Below are 23759 nucleotides of genomic sequence, written 5' to 3' on the forward strand. Positions count from 1 at the left end.
ATTTCCCGGCTTCCCTTCGATCATTTTGAAAGGACCCTCACCATGAGCCGCAGCCTGTCCAACACGACCTCTCTGCGCACCGCCATCCTGGAGGCCGTGGAATCGAAGGCCCCGGTCTTTCATGACCTCTCCGACCGCATCTGGGGATTTGCCGAGCTCGGGTATTGCGAGTTCAGGTCGATGGAAGCGCAGATCGAAGCCCTGGCGGCCGAGGGCTTCCGGATCACCCGCAATGTCGGTGGGGTGCCGACGGCCTTCATGGCCGAAGCCGGGTCCGGCGGACCGGTGGTCGCGTTGCTCGGGGAGTTCGACGCCCTGGCCGGCCTCAGCCAGGTGGCCGGTGCCACCGCACCGCAGGCGGAAGTCGCCGAGGCGCCGGGGCACGGCTGCGGGCACAACCTGCTGGGCTCCGGGGCGGCGCTCGGAGCGGCCGCCCTTGCGGCGGCCATGGCCCGCGAAGGCCTGCCCGGCCGGGTGCGGTATTATGGCTGCCCGGCGGAGGAGGGAGGTGGCGGCAAGGCCTTCATGGCGCGCGGCGGTGCCTTCGACGATGTCGACCTCGCCCTGACCTGGCATCCCGCGCCCTACACCGGGATGAATTTCGCCGACACTCTGGCCTTTCTCCAGGCTTCGGTGCGCTTCACCGGACGGGCGGCCCACGCCGGCCTGTCGCCGCACCTCGGCCGCAGCGCGCTCGATGCGGTCGAGCTGATGAATGTCGGCGTCAATTACATGCGCGAGCACATGATCCCGGAGGCCCGCGTCCATTACGCCTACCGTGATGCCGGCGGCCGCGCCGCCAACGTCGTCCAGGCGAACGCGGAGATCGCCTACGTCGTTCGCGCTCCCGACCTGAAGCAGCTCTGGCAGCTGTTCGAGCGTGTGAAGAAGATCGCGGAAGGCGCCGCCCTGATGACGGAGACGACGGTGGAGGTGCGGGTCGAGTCCGGCATGTCCAACGTGCTGCTCAACCGTACCGTCGGCGACGCCCTGTATCGCCGCATGCGGGACGTCGGGGGTGTTCGGTTCGACGAGGACGATTTCAGGACCGCGCAAGCCTTCATGGAAACCCTCTCGGCGGAGGATCTCCGGCATGTCCGGACCAAGGGGTTCGGATCCGGCGCAGCGCCCGAGCGCAGCCTGCACGACGGCGTGGCACCGTTCGACGGCACCCGCACCCGCAATTTCGGCTCGACCGACGTCGGGGACGTCAGCTGGGTGGTGCCGACCGCGCAGTTCTGGGGAGCGACCTGCGCGATGGGCACGCCGTTCCATTCCTGGCAGCTGGTCGCGCAGGGCAAGCTGCCCGGCGCGCACAAGGGCATGACAAACGCGGCGGCGATCCTGGCGCTGACCGCGCTGGACGCGCTTGCCGATCCCGACCTGATCGCCAAGGCGAAGGAGGAATTCCGCACCCTCACCGGCGGCCGTCCGTACGAGTGCCCGGTACCGGCGGATGTCCAGCCGCCGCTCCAGGCGACGGCGGCCTGAGGGCGGAAGGGCAGATCGATGCACAGGATCGTCTTTCTCGACCGCGCCACCCTGGCGCCGCGGATCCGTCTGCGGCGCCCCTCCTTCGACCATCGGTTGGTGGAGCACGCACAGACCCAGCCCGACGAGGTCGCGGAGCGTCTTTCCGGCGCGTCCATCGCAGTCACCAACAAGGTGCCGATCACGGCGGAGACGCTGGCGCGCCTACCGGACCTGAAGCTGATCGCGGTGGCGGCGACGGGCACCGATTGCGTGGACAAGCAGGCCTGCCAGGTGCGCGGCGTCGCCGTTGCGAACATCCGCGGCTATGCCGTCAACACGGTTCCGGAACATACCTTTGCGCTGATCCTGGCGCTTCGCAGGAGCATCGTCGGTTTCCGTCAGGACGTGCTGGCGGGCGCCTGGCAGCAGGCCGGGCAGTTCTGCTTCTTCAACCACCCGATCCGCGACCTTCGCGGTGCCCGGATCGGAATCATCGGGGAAGGGGTGCTGGGCCAGCGGGTGGCGGCGATCGCCGCCGCCTTCGGCATGGTTCCGCTGTTCGCCGCCCATAAGGGTGCAACCGGTCTCGGCCCCCTCTACACCCCCTGGGAGGACATGCTGGAAACCAGCGACGTCATCACCCTGCATTGTCCGCTGACCCCCGGGACGCGCGGCATGATCGGACTGCCGGAGTTTCGCCGCATGAGCCGCCGGCCCTTGCTGATCAACACCGCACGCGGCGGCCTGGTCGTCGAAGAGGATCTGGTCGCTGCGCTGGAGGACGGGTTGATCGGCGGGGTCGGTTTCGACGTCGCGGAGGTCGAACCGCCGGATTCATCGAGCCCGCTGATGCGGATCGCCGGGCGGCCGGACGTGATCGTCACGCCGCATGTCGCCTGGGCATCGGACGAGGCGCAGCAGACGCTGGCGGATCAGCTGATCGACAACATCGAGAACTTCGTCGCCGGCAAACCGAGCAATCTGGTGCGCGGCGCCTATTGACGAGGTGCCAGCGGGTGCCGACCGTCCGGTGAGGTGTGCCGGCCCTCGCCATCCCGGCTCGACGATGTGAACCCTGTTCACGCGGCCAACCGGACTTCCACGGATCGTGCCCCGCAGGGCACGATCCCGGTCCACCCATTTTTCCGCAAAGCTCCTTCGGGTCAGCCGGCGGTGACCGTCATCCCGCCATCGGCCATCACCACCGCGCCGACGATGAAGCTCGCGCGGTCGGACGCCAGGAAGGCAACGATCTCCGCGATTTCCTCCGGCCGGGCGGCGCGGCCGATGGGCGCGCCCTTGCCGTGCTCGGCCAGATAGCCCGGCCCGTCCTCGACCACGTCGTTCAGGATGTTGGTGACCACATCGCCCACACCGATGGCGTTGACGCGGATCCCGTGCGGAATCGCCTCCAGCGCCTGGGTGCGGGTGAGTTGGGCCAGCGCACCCTTGGACGCGGTGTAGGCGCCGATGCCGGGGAAGGCGAAGTAGGCGGCGTAGGAGGCGATGTTGACGATGGCTCCGGACTTGTGGGGCATCATCGCCTTCATGGCTTCGCGCGAATGCAGGAAGGCGCCGGTGGCGTTGGTCGCCAGGATGGCCTCCCACTCCTCGCGGCTGGTTTCCAGCAGGGGCTTGTAGATGATGCGGCCGGCGTTGTTCACCAGGATGTCGAGCCTGCCGAACCGGTCGACGGCCAGTGCCACCGCCGCCTCGGCACTCCCGTCCTTGGTGATGTCGGCGACGACGGGGACAAGGTCCGGTCGGACGAGGCTTTCGACCGCAGGGTCGATGTCCTCGGCCACGACCTTGGCGCCGCGGGCGTGCAGCAGAAGGGCGGTCGCCTTGCCGATGCCACTCGCGGCCCCCGTCACGAGCGCCACCTTGCCGTCGACCTCGTTCACCGTTGCGCTGATCGTGGACATGACCTTTCTCCTCGGTTGCCAATACGACGGGTCCGGCCGTGCCGGTCCCGGAAAATTGGGGAAACCACGGACGCGCCCAATCGTTCATGTTCCGGAAAGGGTTTTCAGCTTCAGCGACAGAATCCAGGGTCGAAGGCAGGAAGGTCCGGCATGCGGGCGAGCGGGATGATGGCTGAAGCGCACGCGATCGGGCCTCCGGAACGGAACATTCATGAGCGTCCACCCGAACCATCGACGGGGCCAAGCGGGCTTGGCGTCGCATTCGCCGCCGCGGACGGCAAGGGGCACCGCCATGGCCGCACGCCCGGTCGGACCGCGGTCATGCTGTTCGCCCTGCCCATCCGCCTCCACGCGGCCGTTGAATAGCCGTTCAAACTCGGGATCGCGTTGCCCGATGTAGAAGGTGCGGGCGGGCTGATCGGCGTCGCCGGGACGCGGCGGCTGCTTCATCGGGATCGGGATCATGGAAAAGATCCCGTGCGCCAGCGACACGTTGCAGCGACGCACCTCGTCCCAATCGCGTGAGGCGGAAAAGCGCTCGGCGATGGCGATCCACCTCCCGCGGATGATCGTGGGTGCAACGCCCAGCCAGGACGCGATGGCGTGGAAGAGGGACAGCGGCGTGTAGAGGGAATCCCCTTCCCGGAAGTCGGTGGCCCTGATCCAGTCCGCACCGAAGGTGACCACCTGCGCGTTGGTGCCGAGCACGCCCTTGGACGGTCCCGTTGCGCCGGAGGTGAAGGAGATGGCAAGCGGATCGGAAAAGGCGACATCGACGACCGGCTCCCGGTCCGACGCTTCCAGCAGGGACCCGAAGGCGTGCACCGCCGAAATGCGGCGGGGGACGGAAACGCCGCAATACACCGTGAACCGCGAGGACGGGTCCAACTTCCTGCCCGACGGCCATCTGCCCATCATCATCACGCGAGAGGCCCTCGACACCGCACGCTGAGCAGGCGGCGGGCGTCGTCGATTCACCGTAAGCGCAGCGGGATTGTTCCGAATGCGGGAACCTTCGCTTGTTCCCGTATTCGGAACCTGCTACGGTTCGGCTCATGCAGATCATCGCACGACGGACACTGAAGCTGTTCTGGCGGCGGCACCCACAGGCGAAAGCGCCTTTGGAGACCTGGTACAGCCAGGTCGCACATGCGGAATGGCAAGAGCCGACGGACGTGAAGAGGGAGTTTGGCGCGACGGTGGACTTTGTCGGGGACAATCGGGTGATCTTCGACATTGGCGGAAACAAGTACCGCCTGATCGTCCACATCGCGTATCGCTACAAACGGGTGCTGGTAAAGTTCGTGGGAACGCACAAAGAGTACGACAAGACCGATCCGGAGACAGTGTGATGGACATTCGGCTTTTGCGAACGGAAGCGGATTACGATCAGGCGCTTGCCGAGATCGAGCGTTACTTCGAGAACGAGCCGGAGCCTGGAAGCCTGGAGGCGGACCGCTTCGATCTTCTGGCCTTGGTCATTGGCGACTATGAGGACAAGCATTGGGCCATAGAGGCACCGGAAGCACCCGAGGCGCTGCGCGAACGGATGACGCAGATCGGCAAGCGCCAGAAGGATTTGGCCGAGCTTCTCGGATCCAAGGCGCGCGCGTCCGAGGTGCTGAACCGCCGTCGCCATCTTTCTCTGGAGCAGGCGTGGCGCCTGCATCGCGAATGGGGCGTTCCGGCGGAGATCCTGATCCGTCCTTATCCGTTGCGCCGCCGCCATCGGACGGAGGTTTCATGACCCGCCGCGGCACGACCCACGCCCCCCTTGGGCCTTGCGCCTTGGGCGTGCCGGCACCTTGGCCGCCGGCACCACGGTGTCGGGGCCAGCACGCTGCGTCGACCGGGCAGCGCCACACCTCGACGACAGGGTGAACCAGCCCGAGCCTGCCGGGCAGCCGCGCCTTGTAGCGATCGGGCGTCTGGGGGTGGTGGCTGACCACCGATAGAACGACGGCATGGCGGCCCGGCACCACCAACCACACGTGAAGATCGGCGACGCGGTAGCCGAGCGGCCGGTAGGGATCCGGATCGTCGCCGAACAGGCACCGGCGCGTCGCCGAATGGACGCCGTCGGCGCGCGGCTCGAAATCCGCCATGGTCGTGTCGAAGCGGATGGCCGCGACCGCCCGCGCCCGGTCGTGCAGCACGTTGACCAGCTCGGCGCGGACCATACCGATCCAGTCGAGCGTGGTGAGGAACTCGCGGTAACGCAGGCGGAGCACCTCGCGGCCCTCGCGGTCGAGGAAGACGTTCTCATCGACCTCGCGCCCGCGCGCCTTCGGCTCCGCCAGGATGCCCATGCGGTCGGCGACCTCGTAACCGGGACCGGACAGGCCGATGACATGGCCGTACCGAACGACACGGTCAGCCCGGCGGCGGGGTGCAGGTCGGCATTCAACTCGACGCCGCGGCTCTCGGCATCGCCGATGTTGCGCAGCACCTGGAAGCCCGGCAGCCCCACATAGAACTGCTTGTCGCGGGTCTTGATCAGGTAGGCGGCGGCGGTCAGCTCCGCGACACCATCGAACATGGAGCCGCGCCAGCCGATCTCGTCGTTGGTCGAAGTTTCGGAATCATAGGGCACGCTGTCGTTCGTGCTGGAGACCGTGCGGTTGAAGCCGCCGGGCTTGAAGCCCCGGCTGATCAGCGCGTACACGCGGTTGTCGGGATCGATCCGGTCGCCCAGCGCCAGCTTGGGCGAGACGCCCGAGAAGTCGGCGCTCGCCCGGTACGAGAACGTGCCGGCGTCGTCGGCCGTCACCTCCTCGTGCGCGAAGCGGGCGCCGGCCGTCAGGTCCAGCGCCTCGGTCACGGCGTAGGTCGCCTCGCCGAACACCGCGTGGGAGCGGGTGTCGACATGGTTCTCCGATTCCGACCGGTCGATGAACGCCAGAGCGGGTTCCCGGCGGGTGAAGTCGATGTCCTGGACGAACAGGCCGCCGACGCCGCCCAGCCGCCGGCCCTCGCCGAAGCTGAGGCGCAGTTCCTGGGACACGCCGCGCTGCTCCTCCTCGAACAGGTAGCCGGGATCGGCCCCGAAGGACCGGTAAGCCGGCGGCGTGACCAGCAGGCGGGGCATGTCCCGGTCCTGCCATGCGGTGACGCTGTTCAGGGTGATCCCGTCAAGGTCGTACGCGACGGTCAGCGCGTATGAGTTGACGTCGCGCTCGTAGTGCATCTGACTGCCGAAGGCACCGTTGACGAAGTCGCGGTCGCGGATCATCGCATCATTGACGTACAGCTCGTCGTCGGCGTCGAGAGTCTCGCGCTGGACCGTCAGCATGATGTCGAGCGGCCCGCCGGCCGGAGCGTAGCGCAGGCGCAGCCTGCCGAGCCGGGAGGTCGCCTCGTCGGCGTCCTTCTCGCCGGTGCTCAGATTGTCGATGCTTCCCAGTTCCCGCGACCAGCGCAGCGCGACATCGCCGTACAGCGCGCCCGGCACCAGCGGAGCCGAGGCGAAAGCGTCCACCCGGGTCGATTGCGCCGCCCGCCTGCTGCGTGACGGCCAGAGCGTGACGGAGGCGGCGCTGGCCGCCGGTTACGCCAACCCGAGCCACTTCGCGAAGCGGTTTCGGCTGCGGCATGGACAACCCCCGCGCGCCTGGCTGACCGGTGGCGAGTGAGGGTATCGCCCGACGAAGAGGCGACCGCCGGCCCGCCGGCGGCGTTCCGGAGGTGGCGTCACAGGGCGGTGATGCGTGCCCAGACGGCGTCGTCCACGGGAATCCCGTGTTCCAGATTGTCCTGGCGGACGCGCAGCTCCCGCTCGGCCGGATAGCGGATGGCCACGTCCGGATCGACGCGTTCGGACGCCTTGACGTCGGCCAGCACCTCATCGACCGCGGAGGCGAGGAAGGCGTCCCCGGCGATCCGCGTCGCGTCGATGGCGATGAACACCTGGCTCAGCTGGTACTCGTCGCTGCCGAGCTGCCCGACCCGGTAGGTCGACCGCCCCCCCGACAGCACCGTGGCGACGAGGTCGAGCACCAGGGACAGCGACGATCCCTTCCAGAAGCCGATCGGCAGCACCCGCCAGCTCTGCAGGATCGCGCCCGGATCGGTGGTGAGGTTGCCATCGCCGTCGTAGCCGCCGGCGACCGGCAGCGCCTCGCCCCGGTTCCGCGTGGCCTCGAGCTGGCCGTAGGAGAACTGCGCCATGGCCATATCGACCACCACCGCACCCCCGGCCCGCGGAACCGCGAGGATCAGGGGGTTGTTGCCGATGCGGCGGTCCTTGGCACCCCAGGCCGGCATGTTGGGCTGGGTGTTGGTCCAGCACAGCCCGACGCACCCGGCGTTGGCCGCCTGCCAGCCATAGGTGCCGCCGCGCAGCCAGTGGTTGGTGTTCGCGAGGGCCACGCAGCCGATCCCGGATGCCCGCGCCAACCCGATGGCGCGGTCCATCATCAGGGTCGCGCAGACGTTGCCGAGCCCCAGATTGCCGTCCCAGCGCTCGAAGGCGCCCAGGCTTTCCACCAGCGTCGGTCGGGCGCTGACGTCGATGTAGCCCCTGTCGATGTACTCCACCACCCGCGGGAAGCGGTTCACGCCGTGGGAGTAGATGCCGTCGCAGCTCGTCTCCGCGATCAGCCGGGCCGACAGCTCGGCACTCTCCTCCGGGGTGCCCTTCTTCAGTAGGACTCGCTTGAACTCCGCCTTCATGTCGGAGAATGGGATGCGTGGCATCGTCGGGAATCCTGGTGTTCTGGTGACGGGTGTCCGGCGGTTCGGCGCCGGATCAGGATGGGGGGTGCGCGGCCAGAAGGGCGGTGCGGATCTTGATGACGACCTTGCGCACGCGCTCGGGCTCGCCGTCCACGCAGGCCGGGCGGTGGACGTCGGTCGGGAAGAACACCGCGAAATTGCCGGGCCGCATGGTCAGCGTCGATTCATCCTCCATGGCCTCGTAGAAGAGCAGGTCGCGCTGCTCCAGAAGATCCTCGGCGACCTTGTTGTTCCCGGTGTCCACGGCCACCCCGATGCGCTCGTGGCCGCGGCAGAGGAACTGCACGTCGATGTGCTTGCGGTGCACCTCGGGGCGGGTCTGTTCGATGACGCGGGTGGTCACGTCGAACACCTGCACGACGATGTCCTGGCCGCGCAGCTCGTAGTTTCCGACCGGCATCGCCAGGAAATCGGTGTCGCGCAGATGCTCCACCGCGATCCGGATCGGCTCGGGAAGCCATCCGGCCATGTCTTGCAGGGTGTGAACGTTGCCGAACAGCATGATGTCGTCTCATCCTCGGGGGCTTGGGGGCCTGACTGGGGGGCCTGACTGGGGACCCGACGTGGAGTGCCTGACTGTGGGGGACCGGGCCGGCGCGCTCTGGGCGGCCGGCCCGGTGCCTGCGGTCACGGTACGTCGCGCACCGTGTCGATCTGCTTGAAGATGTCCTCGCCGCCGAACTTGTTGATGATGAACTGGCGCGCCGGCGCGGTGATCCGGGCGAAGGGCTGGGGATCGATGGTCTCCACCACCTGCATCCCGGCCTTCTTCACCCCCTCCACGATCATCGCCACGTTCTGCGCGTTGAGCTGGCGCTGGTAGGCGCCGGCCTCGCGCGCGGCCTCGATCATGGCCTTCTGCTGGGCCGGAGGCAGGCTGTCGAACTTCGGCTTGTTCATCACCAGGATCAGCGGGCTGTAGGCGTGGCGGCTGAGGGTCAGATGCTTCTGGACCTCGTAGAGCTTGACCGACCACAGCACACCCAGCGGGTGCTCCTGCGCGTCCATGGCGCCGGTCTCCAGCGCCGTGTAGAGCTCGGCGAGCGGCATCGGCGCGGGGTTGGCGCCCAGCAGCTTGAACGCCTCGATGTGGACGGCGCTGGCGGTGGTCCGGATCTTCAGGCCCTTCACGTCGTCCGGCGTGCGCACCGGGCGCTTGGTGTTGGTGATCATCCGGAAGCCGTTGTCCCAATAGGCCAGGCCTTTGAGGTTGTGCTTCTCCAGCGCGTCCAGCAGCTTCTGCCCGCCCTCGCCGTCGAGGAAGCGGTAGGCGTGCGCCTCGTCCTTGAAGGTGAAGGGCGTGTCGAGCACGTTCAGCAGCGGCTCCAGGCCCGAGAAATTGGACGAGCCCGACAGCTCCAGGTCGATGGTGCCGCCGCGGGTGCCGTTGATCAGGGCCTGCGCGTTGCCCAGCGTGCCTTCCGGGAACAGCTGGAGCTGCAGCTCGTTGCCGGTCTTGGCGGCAAGCAGCTCCTTGAACCGCTCGGACGCCACATGTTGGCTGTCGGAGCGCGGCGCCTCGTAGCCGAAGCGCAGGCGGGTCGCCGCCTCGGCCGGCACCACCGCGGCGGCCAGCGTCACCGCGGCCAGAGTCACCGTGGACAGCGCCAGCGGCAGGAACCGTTTCAACATCTTCATGGCATTCCTCCTTGTTTCTCCGGGCGACCGCCCGCGGGTTCGTTGCGCTGGTAGAGGCGTGTCCGACGGCGGCGCCGTCAGCGCAGCCACTGGGCCGGAACCGTCACCAGCTCCGGGAAAAGGACGAGAAGGAACATCACCAGGGTCTCCGCCAGCAGGAAGGGCAGCATCCCCGTGATCACGTGGTCGAGCTTCACCCGCGCGACGCTGGACACGATGTTCAGCACCGTTCCCACCGGCGGGGTGATCAGGCCGATGGCGTTGTTCATCATGAACATGATGCCGAAGTAATAGGGATCGATGCCGGCCTCCTTCACCAGCGGCATCAGCACCGGCGTCAGGATCAGCACCGTCGGCGCCAGATCGAGCGCGGTGCCGACGGCGAAGACCAGCACCATCAGCACGAACATCAGCAGCGTCTTGTCGTGCATGAAGGGCTGCATCAGCGCCGTCACCTGCGCCGGAATCTCGGCGATGGTGATCAGCCAGGCCGACACCATGGACGCGGCGACGATCAGCATGATCGAGCTGGCGGTCTTCGCCGCCGCCAGGATGATGCCGGGCAGATCGGCGAGGCTGAGCTGCCGGTAAATGACGCAGCTCACGAGGAGCGAGTAGACGGCCGCCACGACGGCCGCTTCCGTCGGGGTGAACACCCCCGCCTTCATGCCGCCGATGATGACGAAGGGCAGGATCAGCGCCCACACCGCCCCGCAGACGGCGGACACCAGGACGCGCCACTCGAAGCGCCGCGGCGGTGCGTCGGCGAAATCCTTGCGGGCCGTCAGTTTCCAGGCGATCACCAGCGACAGGGCCATCAGCAGGCCGGGGAAGATGCCGGTGAAGAACAGCTTGGTGATCGACAGCTGGGCGGCCACGCCGAACAGGACCAGCGGCATGGCGGGCGGCAGGATGGGGGCGATGGCGCTGGCCGACGCGATCAGACCGGCCGAACGCGGCACATTGTAGCCCGCGCTGCGCATCATCGGGATCACGACCGCGGCCAGGGCGGCGGAATCCGCGGCTGCCGAGCCCGAAATGCTGGCGATCACCAGAGCCGCCGCGATCGCGACATAACCGAGCCCGCCGCGGATATGACCGACCAGCGCCTCCGCCACCAGCACGATCTGGCGGGAGATCCCGCCCTTGTTCATGATCTCGCCGGCCAGCATGAAGAAGGGGATGGCCATCAGCGGGAAGTTGTCGGCGCCAAGCACCAGGTTCTGCGCGATGATCTGCGTGTCGAACATGTCGAGATGGACCATCAGGGCCACCCCGCAGACCAGCAAGGCGAAGGCGACGGGCATGCCGATCGCCATGGCTCCGCAGAGGGAGAATACGAATACGGCGATGGTCACGGGATCCCTCCAGGAGCCTTGTTCTTCGTCGTCGTTCGCAAGCGCCTCACAGGGCGTCCTCGACGTCCCCGGGGTTGAGCTCGTCGTCGGTCATCCGGCCGGTGGCCAGGCGGTACATCGAGTTCAGGAGGATCACGCCCATCCCGACACCGCAGAACAGGGTCGCCGAATAGACGACGGCCAGGGACAACCCGGACGCGGGAGCGTGGTTGTCGACGCTCAGCATGGTCTGGTGCCAGGCACCCTTGGTCAGCAGCGCGCAGCACAGGAAGACCAGCAGGTCGCTGGTGAACCGGCACGCGCGACGGCCCCGCGGGGACAGGCGGCCGGTGAGGATGTGCACACCCAGATGCCCGCCGTCGCGCAGCAGGAGGACCGACCCCAGGAACGTCACCCACACGAACAGGAAGCGGGACACCTCCTCGGAGAAGGTGATGCCCGAATTGAATCCATAACGCAGCACCACGTTCCCGAAGACGAGCAGCACCATCAGGCTGAGCATGGCGATCAGCATCCATTCCAGGCCCTTGGTCATGAGGCGTTCGAACACGGCCACCCTCCTTGCGCGCGGTTCGCCGGAGACGGAATTGCTGCCCGGCCCAAGAGATGGGGCCGGCAATCCGCCCACCATCGACAGCGCTGCCTCCAGCCACACCGCTGCGGAATTGTGTTATCGATAACATGACTGTCGTTGAAGAAAGAGCCGTCGGATACTTCCGGCGTTGACAGCAATCATACCCGATTCCCCCCGAATACTGCGCCGTCCGCTTTTCGCACGTGCAATATTTTATTTTCGTTGTGTGGCCGGACAATGCCATGTTATCGATAACAGCACAACACAAAAATGCTGCTGCGGCGGATCATCGTGAACCCCGAATGTTCGGGGGCGCTCCGCTCACAACGGCATCGGAATGGACCGGGTGTTATGACCAGGCGTCGAACGAAACCCACGATGCGGGATGTGTCCCGGCTGGCCGGCGTGTCGACGATGACGGTGTCGCGGGTGCTGGCGGACCCCGACCTTGTCGCGGAGGAGACGCGCACCCGCGTGCTGGACGCCGTCGCGCAACTGCGCTACGTGCCCGACCGCATGGCGGGCAGCCTGTCGTCCCGCCGCAGCGGCTTTGTCGCCCTGATCCTCCCGACCCTGATGAATTCGAACTTCGCGGACACCGCGCAGGCCCTGACCGAAGGGCTGCGGAAGGCCGGCTACCAGCTCCTGATCGGCGTCACGCTCTACCGCCAGGACGAGGAGGAACGCGTCGTCCAATCGGTGCTGACCCGCCGGCCGGAGGCGATCGTGCTCACCGGGATGGCCCACGCACGGGAGACGACCGCCATGCTGATCGAGGCCGGCGTGCCGGTGGTGGAGATCTGGGACGTGCAGGACAGGCCGGTGGACCATGTCGTCGGCTTCTCGAACGTCGAGGTCGGGCGCGCCGCGGCCCGCCATCTGGCCGGGCTCGGTCATCGCCGCATCGGCGCCCTCGGGCCGGCCGCCGACGGCGAGGCGCGCGACGTCCGTGGCGAGGAACGGCTGGCCGGCTTCGCCGGCGGCCTGCGGGAATGCGGCCTGCCCGACGATCTGATCCAGCGCCACCCGCGCGTGCCGTTGTCCTTCACGGAAGGCGGCGAGGCGATGGGCCGCCTGCTCGAACGGGCGCCCGACCTGGACGCGGTGTTCGCCGTGTCGGACCTGCTGGCGGTCGGCGCGCTGATGGAATGCCAGCGCCGCTCCGTCGCGGTGCCGGAGGATCTGTCGCTGATGGGATTCGGCGACTTCGAGATCGGCCGCCAGACGGTCCCGCCGCTGACCACGGTGCGGGTGGACGCGCGCGCCATCGGGCTGCGGACTGCGGAGGTGATCCTCGACGCGCTCGGCGCCGACCGGCCGCCGGCCCCGGTGCACGACCTGGGCTTCGAGATCCTGTCGCGCGGCAGCACGCGCCCATCCCGCAGGACGGTTTGACGAGGCTTGCGGCCCCGGACGGCCGCGTTCGAATGGAGCGACACACGTGGAAACACCGCGATACAACATCGGCGTGATCGGCGTCGGGGTCATGGGTTCGGCGATCGCCACCCGGCTTCTGGACCGCGGGCACCGCGTCGCCCTGCGCGATCCGGACCCGGCGAAGCTGGCCCCGCTGGTCGCCCGCGGGGCGACGGCGCTGGACAGCCCCGCGGCGGTGGCGGAGGTCTCCGATGTGGTGATCACCAGCCTCAACACCGCGGCGCTGGTGGAGGCGGTGGCGTTCGGCGCCGACGGCGTCCGTCGCGCCGCCGGTCCCGGCAAGCTGCTGATCGACATGAGCAGCATCGACCCGCAGGCGACCGCGGCGATGGCCGCCCGGCTGCACGCGGAGACCGGCATGGGCTGGGTCGACGCCCCCTTGTCCGGCGGTGCGCCGGCCGCGCTCGCCGGACGGCTGACGCTGATGATCGGCGGCGAGGACGCGGCGGTCGCCCGCGCTTGGCCGGTGCTGGCCGAGCTGGCCGCCACCATGACCCACATGGGGCCGAGCGGGGCGGGGCAGACGACCAAGCTGATCAACCAGGTGCTGTGCGCCTGCACCTTCATCGCGGTGGCCGAGGCGACCCGCCTCGCCGCCGACGGCGGCATCGACGCGGCGAAGATCCCGGCGGCCCTGGCCGGCGGCCGGGCCGACTCCCGCATCCTGCAGGAGTTCATGCCGAAGATGGCGACCCGGGATCCCACCCCCACCGGCCGCATCGACAACATGCTGAAGGATCTCGAGGCGGTGCAGCGCTACGCCTTCGCGCTGCGCACGCCGATGCCGCTGACCGGGCTGGTCACCGAACTGCACCGCATGATCGTGCGCGCCGGCATCGGGCCGGAGGACAACATCGCCTACATGAAGCTGTTCGATTTCGGCCGCACCGGCACTCCCTGACCCGTCGCCCTCACCGCACGGACCATCCACAGGATACGATCATGAAAGCCTGCGTCATTCACGGAGCCAAGGATCTGCGTCTGGAACAGCGGACCCCGCCATCGCCGGGCGAGACCGGTGTGGTGGTGCGGGTGCGCGCCGGCGGCATCTGCGGGTCCGACATCCATTACTTCAAGGACGGCCGCGTCGGCGACTTCGTGATCCGCGAACCGCTGGTGCCCGGCCACGAGATCGCCGGCGAGGTGACAGCGGTCGGCGCGTCCGTCTCCACGCTCCTCCCTGGCGACACCGTGGCCGTCCACCCCGGCCGGAGCTGCGGCCGCTGCCCGCGTTGCCGGGAAGGGCGCCCGAACCTGTGCCAGGCCGTCTTCTACATGGGCAGCGCCAGCAAGTTTCCGCACATGCAGGGCGGGTTCTGCGAGACCGTGACGGTCGATGAGAGCCAGTGCCACGTCGTGCGCTCCATCGACGCCACGGTGGCCGCCTTCGCCGAGCCGCTGTCGGTGGCGCTGCACGCGGCGCACCGGGCCGGCAACCTGATGGGCCAGCGGGTGCTGGTGATCGGGGCCGGCCCCATCGGGCAGCTCGTGCTGCTGGCCGCGCGGCGCGGCGGCGCGGCTGCGGTCACCGTGACCGACCTGGTCGATGCGTCGCTGGCGACCGCCCGCCGTCTCGGCGCGGACGAGGTGATCAACGTCGGTACCGAGGCCGGCGCGCTGGAGGAGGCGGCGCGCCGCAGTGGCGGCTTCGACGTGGTCTTCGAGGTGTCGGGGGCACCGGCCGGGCTGAACGCCGCCATCGACACCGTGCGGCCGGGCGGCGTCATCGTCCAGGTGGGGTCGCTGCCCGGCGGGGCGTCGCCGGTGTCCGCCAACCGCATCATGGCCAAGGAGCTCGACCTGCGCGGCGCCTTCCGTTTCGGCAACGTCTTCGCCGACGCCGTCTCCTGCCTGGAACGGGGCGTCTTCGACGTTTCCCCGATCATCACCGCGGTGGTGCCGATGGTCGACGCCGCCGAGGCGTTCCGCATGGCCACCGAGCGCGGGAAGCACCTCAAGGTGATGATCGCGTTCTGAGTGCCGGTCCGGCCCCCTTCCCGGCGTCGGACCAAGTCCACGACGTTCCGACCTGTATTGCCCACGAGTAGGCACAGGTCGATTGGATGCGTCCCGGTTGGCGAATGAGCGCGTTCCGGGCGCGGCAACAGGCGTCGATCCCGACGGCACCGCCATCGTCGACGGTGCGGGAGGACTCCCCGCATCCACCGATGCACCGCACGGAATCGGTGGATTACGGGGTGGTGATCGACGGCGAGGTCGTGCTGGTCCTGGACGGGGGGAGGATCTGTTGACACCGGGATCCGTCGTCGTCCAGCGCGGCATTGACCATGCCTGGGCCAACCGCTCCGGTCGGATCTGCCGCATGCTCTTCGTCCTGGTCTCCGGACGGTATGAACCCGCGATCGCGCAGACGCTGGAAACGCGCGGGTGACGGCCCGCGGCTCCCATGCCTCCCGGTTCCGGCCCCGGACGGATCCTCCGGTTCATCGACCGCCAACGCCGCCCCGCGTCAGGCGTGCGCGTGCATCGGCAGGCCCGGCGTGTCGAGCTCCGCTCGCAGGATCGAGCCGCTGCGGCTTTCGGTGATGAACAGGCTGCGGTTGCCGTCGCCGCCGAACGCAAGGTTGGTCGTGCTCAACCCGGCGCACGACACGATGCGGTCGAGCGGCTCGGCCACCGGCGACACCCGCCAGACCGAGCCGAAACCGGTGTGGCAGATCAGCAGATTGCCGTCCCGGTCCAGCGCCAGGCCGTCCGGCCCGCCCGGCCCGCCATGCAGGTTCACGAACACCCCGACCTTGGTGACGAGGCCGCTTTCGGTCAGCGGAACGCGCCAGACCTGATTGGCCCGTGTCACGGCGACGAGCAGGAAGGTCTCCTCGGCGTCCACGACGATGCCGTTCGGGCTCGGGATCGTATCGACGAGGCAGCTCAGCCGCCCGTCGGTTCCCAGCCGCCAGACACGGCCGGTCGGGTCCTGCATGCCGGTCTGGCCCTGGTCGGTGAAGTAGATCGTCCCCGACCGCGCGATGACGAGGTCGTTGACGCCTTTGAAGCTCTCGCTCGCCACCGTTTCCACCAGAGGCGTCACGCGCCCGCTGTCCGGGTCGAGCAGCATCAGCCCGCGCTTGTAATCGGTGATGAGGATCCGGCCGTCCGCGTGAATCTTCAGGCCGTTCGGCCAGCCGTCATACTCGGTCACCAGCGTCCATTCGCCGTCCGGATCGATGCGGAACACCCGGCCGAAGGGAATGTCGGTGACGTACAGACGTCCGGCACGGTCGAAGGATGGGCCTTCGAGGAAGCTGTCGATCGGCTGGCCGCCTTGATTGGCGTCGGCCCAGGCCGTTCGCCGCGCCCTCCGGAAGCGATCGGGAAGGCGCGTGAACACACGGGTTTCGATCCTGCGGGGCGGTGCGAACCAGCTCATGTCGGGAATCCATACGGTTCATCGGGGGTGTCGACGGGGACCCGGCGCAGTCTAGCCTCATGCGGCCCGACGTGCGCCATCCGGACGGATGGCGCCGCGGCCCGGCGTCAGCTCAGCGAGTTGCAGAACCGCTGGATCCGCGTGCACGCCTCTTCGAGCTGCGCGGTGGAGGCGGCGTAGGAAATCCGGAAATGTCCCGGCGATCCGTAGGCCGCCCCGTGAACCACGGCCACCGCTTCGACGTCGAGCAGTTCGGCGGCGAACGCCTCGTCGTTGGTGATCGGCCGGCCCGCCGGCGTCTTCAGGCCGAACAGCGCCTCGCAGGTGGGGAACACGTAGAAGGCGCCCTCCGGCACCGGGCACCGCAAGCCGCTCGACTGGTTGAGCATGCCCACGACCAGGTCCCGCCGCTCCTGGAAGACCTGCCGCCGCTCGGCGAGATAGTCCTGCGGGCCATCGAGGGCCGCCACCGCCGCCCATTGCGCGATCGAGCAGGCGCCGGAGGTGAATTGCCCCTGGATCGTGTCCATGGCCTGGATGAGGTGGCGCGGCCCGCCGGCGTAGCCGATCCGCCACCCCGTCATCGCGTAGGCCTTGGACACGCCGTTGACCGTCAGGGTGCGCTCGTAAAGAGCGGGCGCCACCTGCGCCGGCGTGCAGAAGGGCTGGTCGCCGTAGATCAGATGCTCGTAGATATCGTCGGTCAGCACCCAGACCTGGGGGTGCCGCTCCAACACATCGGTCAGGCGCTTCATCGCGTCGCGGTCGTAGGCGGCGCCGCTCGGGTTCGACGGCGAGTTGAGGATGAGCCACTTGGTGCGCGGCGTGATCAGCCGCTCCAGCGTCTCCGCCGTGAGGCGGAAGCCGTCCGCCGCCCGCGTCGGGGCGATTGCCGGCGTGCCGCCGCACAGCGCGACGATCTCCGGGTAGGACACCCAGAAGGGTGCGGGAATGATCACTTCGTCGCCCGGACTGACCGTGGCGACCAGGGCGTTGGCGATGACCTGCTTGCCCCCGGTGCCGACGATGATCTGGTCGAGCCCGTAATCGAGGCCGTTCTCGCGCTGGAACTTGCCGCGGATGGCCCGGCGCAGTTCGACGATGCCGGCGACGGGGGTGTATTTCGTCCGGCCCGCCGCCATGGCTGCGGCTGCCGCCTGCTTGATGTGATCGGGCGTGTCGAAATCGGGCTCGCCGGAGCTCAGCGCGATGACGTCGCGCCCCTGCGCCGCCAGCTCGCGGGCGCGCTGGTTGGCAACGATGCTCGCGGACGGCTTGATCCGTCCGAGCGCGTCGGAAAGAAACGGCATGATGAGGGCCTTGGCTGATGTGGGATGCGGCGACGGCGCGCCGCGTCAGTGGCGGATGTCAGTGGCGGATGTCAGTGGCGGATGTCGGCGACGAATTTCCGGGCGCGGGGATGCTGCGGCCGTTGGAAGAAATCCTCCGGGGCCGCGCGTTCGAGGACGGCACCGCCATCCATGAAGATGACGCGGTCGGCGACTTCCCGTGCGAAACCCATCTCGTGCGTGACGCAGAGCATGGTCATGCCCTCGGACGCCAATTGCTTCATGACGTTGAGGACCTCCCCCACCAGCTCGGGGTCGAGGGCGGAGGTGGGTTCGTCGAACAGCATCACCGGCGGCTTCATCGCCAGGGCGCGGGCGATGGCGACGCGCTGCTGCTGGCCGCCGGACAGCCGCGGCGGGAATTCATCCGCCTTGTGCGCGAGGCCGACCTTGTCGAGCAGATCCATCGCGGTCTCGCGCGCGGTCTTCTCCGGAACCTTGTGCACCCGCATGGGGGCCAGCATGACGTTGCGGACGACGCTGAGATGCGGGAACAGGTTGAACTGCTGGAAGACGAAACCGATGCCGCTGCGCAACGCGTTGACGTTCACGTCCGCGCCGTTGACATCGCGGCCGTCGATCGTGATGCGCCCCTTCTGGATGGGTTCCAGGCGGTTGACCGTGCGGATCAGGGTCGACTTGCCGGAGCCCGAGGGACCGCAGATCACGACGACCTCGCCCTTGCCGATGGTCTCGTTGACGTTGTTGAGCGCGTGGTACGTGCCGTACCATTTGTCGACATTCTCGAAGACGATCATGCTGCGGCCTCCGCGGCGATGGGAGCTTGACGGCTCGTGTGGATGCGCCGTTCGACGAGCTTGACGAGACGATTGAGCGAGAAGCAGATGATGAAATAGGTCGCCGCCAGGATCACATAGACCTCGACCGGCTTGGTCAGCAGCTGCGCGTTGACCTGATAGGCGGCGTAGGTCAGCTCATCGACGCTGATGATGTAGGCGACCGAGGTGTTCTTCACGAGCGAGATGAACTGGTTGAGGATGCTGGGGATCGCGTTGAACAGGGCCTGCGGCAGGATGATGTCCTTCATCGTCTGGACATAGCTCAGCCCCAGCGAGCGCGACGCCTCGACCTGCCCCTTCGGCAGGGCCAGGATGGCGGCGCGCACGACCTCCGCCAGATAGGCCGTTTCATAGACCACGAGCGCCACGATCACCGTCGTGAGGCCCGATACGGTCTGGCCGATGATCAACGGAACGATGAAATAGGCCCAGAAGATCAGCATCAGCAGCGGCAAGGCGCGCACGACGCTGACGAAGGCCGCGGCCAGTCGGGCGACCGCCGGGTTGGGGCTGATCCGCCCGACCCCGATGAGGACGGAGAGCGGGAAGGAGAGCAGCAGACCGGACAGCGCCAGGATGAGCGTCAGCGCGAGACCGCCGATCGGCCCTTCCGGGAACTGGCCGATGGCCAGCAGCAGCCCGTAATCGCGGAGGATGGCGATGATGTCCTGCATGTCAGTGCCCCGCCGCCTTCTGGTTCCGGCGGTCGACCCAGGCGCCCAGCGCCATGATCGCGAAGGACAGCGTGACGTAGAAGGCCGAGGCGATCGCGAAGGTCTCGAAGGTCCGGTAGGTCTCGTTCTCCACCTGCCGCGAGGCGTAGGTCATCTCGGCGACGCCGATCGCCATCGCCAGGCTTGTCGCCTTGAACAGGGCCAGCGACTGGTTGATCAGCGGCGGCAGGGCCGCGCGGATCGCCTGCGGCAGCAGCACGTCCCGCATGGTCTGCAGGTAGCTCAGCCCCAGGGCGCGCCCGGCCTCCATCTGCTCGCGCGGCAGGGAGCGCAGGCCGCTGCGCATGTCCTCCGACATGTAGGCCGCGGAATTCAGGAACAGGGCGATGAGGGCGAAGATGAATTCGCTGTTGTGCGCGTTGATCCACGTCGTCCATGCGTCGGGAAGCAACTGCGGCATGGCGAAGTACCAGACGAAGATCTGGACCAGCATCGGAATGTTCCGGTGATACTCGACGAATGTCGCCACCGTGAATTGCGCCGGACGGAACGGCGCCGACCCGATGGCGACGAGGAGCGACGCGGTGAGGAAGGCGAGCACCCAGGCGGAGGCGAAGAGCGCCAGCGAGGTCATGGCGCCCGACAGCATCCACTGTGTGTATTGCGGCGTTAGGATCGCTGCGAAATCGAGGGTCATGACGCTCCGCTCGCTGGTCCGGTGGCGTCCCGGCGCTGCCGTGCCGTCGGGCATGGCAGGCCGATGGCGGACGGTTGGGGTTCAGGCGGTCATTCGAAGGACGAGATGGGCGTCAGCTTCTTCTCGCGCGGCAGGTTGAACTTGGTGTTCGGCCCGTACCACTTGTTCCACAGCGCATCGATCTCGCCGGCGGCTTCCATATCGGCCAGCGCCTTGTTGACGGCCGCCAGCAGGGCCGGCTCGTCCTTCTTCACGCCGAGCGCCGTGGCTTCGAAGGCGAGGGCTTCAGCCGCGAAACGGAACTTGCCGCCGGTCTCGTTGACGAAGCGCACGGCCGACGGTGCCGCCAGCGCCAGACCGTCCACCTTGCCCTGCTGCAGGGCCAGGAACGCGGCCGGCGGGTCCTGGAAGGTCACCACCTCGGCCTCCGTCCGGCGGCGCGCGTAGAGCTCCGGCGTCGAACCCTTGTTGGCGCTGATCTTCTTGCCCTTGAAGTCGGCCAGCGCGTTGAGCGTCGAGTCCGTCTTCACGATCAGCTTGATCGGAACCTGATAGTGGGCGTCGGAGAAGGCGATCTGCTGCGCGCGCTCCTTGGTGTAGCCGAGCGCCGCGGCGATCAGGTCGACACGGCCGAGCGACAGCTCGGCGATGCGGGCCTCCACCGACACCGACCGGAGGTCGAGCGTGACGCCGAGGCGCTGGGCGATGGCGGCGCAGGTGTCGACATCGAAGCCGACGGTCTTGCGCGAAACCGGGTCCTGATAACCCAGCGGTTCCGAGGAATTCAGCGTGGCGCAGATCAGCGTGCCGCGGGCCTTGATGTCGTCGAGGCGGTCGGCCCAGGCCGACGGCGCGCCGAACACGCCCAGTGCGACCGCGACGAGTCCAAGCCGACGAGCGAGGGAAATGGGCTGCATGGTCCTCTCCATCTGGGTTGCGATTTCATAATGGCATTATGATTTTTCGAAACGCAATATGTTTCAGCCCAAGCTGGAACCGCGTTCAGCCTTGCGAGGCGCCGGCCGCGACAGCCGATACGCCCCTTCCCAAATTTTCATAACGGCGTTATGAAAATTTGCAAAGCCGGGCCCGGCGCGTTATCCTGGCGTCCGCCAAGCGTCCAAGGCGGCCCACAAGCTGGAAGAGAATCCGTGCCGAACAAGAGCGAGCCCGCGCCGGACCGTTCCGTCTCCGCCGCCGAGCGCACCATGGCGATCCTCAACGCCTTCCTGGTTGCGAAAGGGCCGTTGTCGCTGGGCGAACTCGAAGAGATCACCGGTCTCTTCAAGAGCGTGATCCTGCGCTACATGATCACGCTGACCCGCGAGAGCATGGTCCGGAAGAACGAGGACGGCAGCTACCAGTTGGGCACCAAGGTCCTGAGCCTTGCCTACAGCTACGAGCAGTCCATCGACTATCTGGAAATCATCCGGCCGTCGTTGCAGACGCTGGTGGCGGAGTCGCGGGAAACCGCCTCCTTCTATGTGCGCGAGGGGACGATGAGGATCTGCCTGTTCCGGCAGAACTCGCCCCAGAGCCTGCGCGTCAGCTTGCGGCAGGGCGACACGGTGCCGCTGGACGAGACATCGACGGGCCAGGTGCTCCAGCGCGCCGCCGAGCAGCCGATGCTGGACGGAAGCTACATCCGCCAGTCGGCGGGGCTGATCGACCCCCTGACGACATCGATCTCCACACCGGTGTTCGGCGTCCGCGAAAAGCTGGTCGGCGCGCTGACGCTGTCGGGGCCGATCGGACGGTTCCAGCCGGCCGATCCGGCCGTCCGCTCCCTTCTCCTGCGGGAGGCCGCCCGGCTTTCCGCCACCTTCGGGTCGACCGGGCATTACCGGGACATCGACCACACCGCCACCCGTCCGCGCGATGCCGGCTGACGGCACGGCCCGCTTGCCATGACCGGCCGGCCGACGCTCCGGCCGCCATCACCATCGCCATCGGCCCCAACACGAGGTTCTCCATGATCGGATTTCGCATTCTGAAGCGCCGCCGGCAGGTGGGCGCGGATCTGGTTTCGCGCTTCCGCGGGCTTCCCGTCGCCAACGTCAGCGATTCGATGGCGCGCATGACCGCCGGCGGCCCGCGCCTGCGCCCGCTGCACCGCGGCGGCGGCATGGCCGGCGTGGCCGTCACGGTCAAGACCCGCCCCGGCGACAACCTGATGATCCACAAGGCGCTCGACCTCGCCGGCCCCGGCGACGTCGTGGTGGTCGATGGCGGCGGCGACCTGACCAACGCCCTGATCGGCGAACTGATGGTCTCCTACGCGCAGACCCGCGGGATCGCCGGCATCGTGATCAACGGGGCGATCCGCGACGCGGGCTGGATCGGTGCGCATGATTTTCCGGTCTATGCGGCCGGCGTGACCCACCGCGGCCCCTACAAGGACGGCCCCGGAGAGATCAACGTGCCGATCGCCATCGACGGCATGGTGGTCGAGCCGGGGGATCTCGTCATCGGCGACGAGGACGGGGTGCTGTGCGTTCCCTTCGCTCAGGCCGAATCCGTGTATGCGGCGGCCGATGCCAAGCAGAGGGCGGAGCAGCAGATGATGCGGGCCATCGAGGAGCGCCGCTACGACCGGCGCTGGGTCGATGAGAGCCTGACCCGCCTTGGCTGCGAGGTCGAGGAATGACGTCGACGCGCGGCCTTCACGCGCCGGTCAGGCCGGACTGGCTGGCCCTGGCCGGCGAGCGCGCCCTGGAGCCGGAGCTGGCGATCGTCGATTGCCATCATCACCTGTGGGACCGTCCGGAGGGGCAGCGCTACCTGTTCCTCGATCTCCTGGCGGACATGGAGGCCGGGCACGACGTGCGGGCCACGGTCTATCTGCAGGCCAAGTCGATGTACCGTCCGGACCTGCCACCGCCGCTGCAGCCGGTCGGCGAGGTCGAGTTCGCGAACGGCGTGGCGGCGCAGGCCGCGAGCGGCCTCTACGGTCGCCGCTACGCTTGCGCCGGCATCGTCGCCTTCGCCGACATGATGCTCGGTCGCGGGATCGAGCCCGTGCTGGAGGCGCTGGCGGGGGCCGGCGAGGGCCGGCTGCGCGGCATCCGCAATCAGACCGCGCGGCACGACGATCCCGAGATCACCTCAAACCCGGTGCCCCCGCCGGCCGGGATGGTCATCGATCCGCGCTTCGCCGAAGCCGCCCGCCTGTTGCCGGCGCACGGGTTGACGCTGGACGTCTTCTGCTACCACACGCAGCTCGACGAGATCACCGTCCTCGCCGATGCCTGCCCCGACACGGTCATCGTGCTCAACCACTGTGGCTGCCCGCTCGGGATGGGGCGCTACCGGGGACGGCGCGACGAGGTGTTCGCGGACTGGTCGGCGCGGATGGCGCGCATCGCCGAGCGCCCCAACGTCCGCCTCAAGCTCGGCGGACTGGCGATGCGGGTGAACGGCTTCGATTTCCATGAAGGGGACCGGCCGCCGTCGTCGTCGCGGCTTGTCGATGCCTGGGCCCCCTACATGCTCCGTTGCATCGAGCTGTTCGGGCCGGCGCGCTGCATGTTCGAGAGCAACTTCCCGGTCGACAAGGGCATGGTGGACTATGTGTCGCTGTGGAACGCCTACAAAAGGATGACCGCAGGGTTCTCCCAGGGCGAGCGCAAGGCGCTGTTCCACGGAACGGCCGTCACGACCTACCGCCTCGACCCGACTCTGCTCGGCCTGAACTGTTGACGGGGGCCGG

General features: G+C 68.1%; 27 protein-coding genes. 13 read left to right on the forward strand and 14 right to left on the reverse strand.

Features of this window, described 5'->3' with window-relative positions:
- The first annotated feature begins 42 nt into the window (after positions 1–42).
- Positions 43–1491: an amidohydrolase gene (locus tag HL658_RS15090; RefSeq protein WP_180282583.1), complete on the forward strand. Its 1449-nt coding sequence runs from the start codon at positions 43–45 to the stop codon at positions 1489–1491.
- Positions 1492–1509: 18 nt separating this feature from the next.
- On the forward strand, positions 1510–2475 hold the full coding sequence (locus tag HL658_RS15095) for a D-2-hydroxyacid dehydrogenase (RefSeq protein WP_180282584.1): 966 nt from the start codon (positions 1510–1512) through the stop codon (positions 2473–2475).
- Between the two features lie 161 nt (positions 2476–2636).
- Here the strand turns inward: HL658_RS15095 and HL658_RS15100 are convergent, their stop codons facing one another.
- Together HL658_RS15100 and HL658_RS15105 are read right to left on the reverse strand one after the other, a co-directional pair.
- Positions 2637–3398, reverse strand: a complete 762-nt coding sequence (locus HL658_RS15100) for an SDR family NAD(P)-dependent oxidoreductase (RefSeq protein ID WP_180282585.1) — start codon at positions 3396–3398, stop codon at positions 2637–2639.
- Between the two features lie 84 nt (positions 3399–3482).
- On the reverse strand, positions 3483–4319 hold the full coding sequence (locus HL658_RS15105; protein WP_246337624.1) for an AMP-binding protein: 837 nt from the start codon (positions 4317–4319) through the stop codon (positions 3483–3485).
- Between the two features lie 134 nt (positions 4320–4453).
- Here HL658_RS15105 and HL658_RS15110 point away from each other — a divergent pair, with 134 nt between their 5' ends.
- Positions 4454–4750, forward strand: a complete 297-nt coding sequence (locus tag HL658_RS15110) for a type II toxin-antitoxin system HigB family toxin (RefSeq protein WP_180282587.1) — start codon at positions 4454–4456, stop codon at positions 4748–4750.
- Positions 4750–5145, forward strand: a complete 396-nt coding sequence (locus HL658_RS15115) for a helix-turn-helix domain-containing protein (RefSeq protein ID WP_180282588.1) — start codon at positions 4750–4752, stop codon at positions 5143–5145. The genes HL658_RS15110 and HL658_RS15115 overlap by 1 nt, the downstream gene beginning before the upstream one ends.
- Here the strand turns inward: HL658_RS15115 and HL658_RS15120 are convergent.
- Positions 5140–6876 carry a TonB-dependent receptor domain-containing protein gene (locus HL658_RS15120; protein WP_343055117.1) on the reverse strand — a complete coding sequence of 579 codons (1737 nt, stop codon included), beginning with the start codon at positions 6874–6876 and terminating at the stop codon, positions 5140–5142. The two genes, HL658_RS15115 and HL658_RS15120, sit on opposite strands and share 6 nt — an antisense overlap.
- Between HL658_RS15120 and HL658_RS38010 the strand changes: the two genes are divergently transcribed.
- The gene (locus HL658_RS38010) at positions 6791–7030 is read left to right on the forward strand and encodes a helix-turn-helix domain-containing protein (RefSeq protein ID WP_180282590.1); all 240 of its coding nucleotides are present in this window, start codon (positions 6791–6793) and stop codon (positions 7028–7030) included. The two genes, HL658_RS15120 and HL658_RS38010, sit on opposite strands and share 86 nt — an antisense overlap.
- Before the next feature lie 58 nt (positions 7031–7088).
- Here HL658_RS38010 and yiaK read toward each other — a convergent pair whose 3' ends face one another.
- From yiaK to HL658_RS15150, 5 genes are all read right to left on the reverse strand, one after another.
- Entirely contained in the window at positions 7089–8093 is a 1005-nt protein-coding gene (gene yiaK / locus HL658_RS15130) for a 3-dehydro-L-gulonate 2-dehydrogenase (protein WP_180282591.1), read from the reverse strand.
- 52 nt (positions 8094–8145) lie between these two features.
- On the reverse strand, positions 8146–8634 hold the full coding sequence (locus tag HL658_RS15135; protein WP_180282592.1) for a NanQ anomerase/TabA/YiaL family protein: 489 nt from the start codon (positions 8632–8634) through the stop codon (positions 8146–8148).
- 125 nt (positions 8635–8759) lie between these two features.
- Positions 8760–9770 carry a TRAP transporter substrate-binding protein gene (locus tag HL658_RS15140; protein ID WP_211109748.1) on the reverse strand — a complete coding sequence of 337 codons (1011 nt, stop codon included), beginning with the start codon at positions 9768–9770 and terminating at the stop codon, positions 8760–8762.
- 77 nt (positions 9771–9847) lie between these two features.
- Positions 9848–11128, reverse strand: a complete 1281-nt coding sequence (locus tag HL658_RS15145) for a TRAP transporter large permease subunit (protein WP_180282593.1) — start codon at positions 11126–11128, stop codon at positions 9848–9850.
- A 46-nt stretch (positions 11129–11174) separates the two neighbouring features.
- Entirely contained in the window at positions 11175–11678 is a 504-nt protein-coding gene (locus tag HL658_RS15150; RefSeq protein WP_211109749.1) for a TRAP transporter small permease, read from the reverse strand.
- Positions 11679–12080: 402 nt separating this feature from the next.
- On the opposite strand from HL658_RS15150, the gene HL658_RS15155 reads away from it, so the two are divergent.
- The 5 genes from HL658_RS15155 to HL658_RS36635 all read left to right on the forward strand — a co-directional run bounded on the left by HL658_RS15155 (position 12081) and on the right by HL658_RS36635 (position 15531).
- On the forward strand, positions 12081–13097 hold the full coding sequence (locus HL658_RS15155) for a LacI family DNA-binding transcriptional regulator (protein ID WP_180282594.1): 1017 nt from the start codon (positions 12081–12083) through the stop codon (positions 13095–13097).
- A 46-nt stretch (positions 13098–13143) separates the two neighbouring features.
- Positions 13144–14040, forward strand: coding sequence for an NAD(P)-dependent oxidoreductase (locus HL658_RS38015; protein WP_343055119.1), 897 nt, complete (start codon positions 13144–13146; stop codon positions 14038–14040).
- 41 nt (positions 14041–14081) lie between these two features.
- The gene (locus HL658_RS15165) at positions 14082–15116 is read left to right on the forward strand and encodes an L-idonate 5-dehydrogenase (RefSeq protein WP_180282595.1); all 1035 of its coding nucleotides are present in this window, start codon (positions 14082–14084) and stop codon (positions 15114–15116) included.
- Positions 15117–15220: 104 nt separating this feature from the next.
- Positions 15221–15391, forward strand: coding sequence for a cupin domain-containing protein (locus HL658_RS36630; RefSeq protein ID WP_211109751.1), 171 nt, complete (start codon positions 15221–15223; stop codon positions 15389–15391).
- Positions 15388–15531 (forward strand): cupin domain-containing protein, encoded by a 144-nt coding sequence (locus HL658_RS36635; RefSeq protein ID WP_211109752.1) that lies wholly within the window; start codon positions 15388–15390, stop codon positions 15529–15531. The genes HL658_RS36630 and HL658_RS36635 overlap by 4 nt, the downstream gene beginning before the upstream one ends.
- 78 nt (positions 15532–15609) lie before the next feature.
- Here the strand turns inward: HL658_RS36635 and HL658_RS15175 are convergent, their stop codons facing one another.
- The 6 genes from HL658_RS15175 to HL658_RS15200 form a co-directional block, all read right to left on the reverse strand.
- Complete coding sequence (locus tag HL658_RS15175) at positions 15610–16530, reverse strand: SMP-30/gluconolactonase/LRE family protein (protein ID WP_180282596.1); 921 nt, start codon at positions 16528–16530, stop codon at positions 15610–15612.
- A gap of 107 nt (positions 16531–16637) precedes the next feature.
- Positions 16638–17840, reverse strand: a complete 1203-nt coding sequence (locus HL658_RS15180; protein ID WP_180282597.1) for a pyridoxal phosphate-dependent aminotransferase — start codon at positions 17838–17840, stop codon at positions 16638–16640.
- A 71-nt stretch (positions 17841–17911) separates the two neighbouring features.
- Positions 17912–18637: an amino acid ABC transporter ATP-binding protein gene (locus HL658_RS15185; RefSeq protein WP_180282598.1), complete on the reverse strand. Its 726-nt coding sequence runs from the start codon at positions 18635–18637 to the stop codon at positions 17912–17914.
- A complete protein-coding gene (locus tag HL658_RS15190) occupies positions 18634–19353 on the reverse strand; it encodes an amino acid ABC transporter permease (RefSeq protein ID WP_196242219.1) in 720 nt (239 codons plus the stop codon). Before HL658_RS15190 ends, HL658_RS15185 begins: the two co-directional genes overlap by 4 nt.
- A gap of 1 nt (position 19354) precedes the next feature.
- On the reverse strand, positions 19355–20050 hold the full coding sequence (locus tag HL658_RS15195) for an amino acid ABC transporter permease (RefSeq protein WP_180282599.1): 696 nt from the start codon (positions 20048–20050) through the stop codon (positions 19355–19357).
- An 89-nt stretch (positions 20051–20139) separates the two neighbouring features.
- On the reverse strand, positions 20140–20967 hold the full coding sequence (locus tag HL658_RS15200) for a transporter substrate-binding domain-containing protein (RefSeq protein ID WP_180282600.1): 828 nt from the start codon (positions 20965–20967) through the stop codon (positions 20140–20142).
- Positions 20968–21201: 234 nt separating this feature from the next.
- Between HL658_RS15200 and HL658_RS15205 the strand changes: the two genes are divergently transcribed.
- From HL658_RS15205 to HL658_RS15215, 3 genes are all read left to right on the forward strand, one after another.
- A complete protein-coding gene (locus HL658_RS15205; RefSeq protein WP_180282601.1) occupies positions 21202–21939 on the forward strand; it encodes a helix-turn-helix domain-containing protein in 738 nt (245 codons plus the stop codon).
- An 83-nt stretch (positions 21940–22022) separates the two neighbouring features.
- Positions 22023–22697, forward strand: coding sequence for an RraA family protein (locus tag HL658_RS15210; RefSeq protein ID WP_180282602.1), 675 nt, complete (start codon positions 22023–22025; stop codon positions 22695–22697).
- Positions 22694–23749: an amidohydrolase family protein gene (locus HL658_RS15215; RefSeq protein ID WP_180282603.1), complete on the forward strand. Its 1056-nt coding sequence runs from the start codon at positions 22694–22696 to the stop codon at positions 23747–23749. The genes HL658_RS15210 and HL658_RS15215 overlap by 4 nt, the downstream gene beginning before the upstream one ends.
- Positions 23750–23759: the final 10 nt, after the last annotated feature.

The organism is Azospirillum oleiclasticum, from assembly GCF_013423485.1.
Taxonomy (GTDB): Bacteria; Pseudomonadota; Alphaproteobacteria; order Azospirillales; family Azospirillaceae; genus Azospirillum; species Azospirillum oleiclasticum.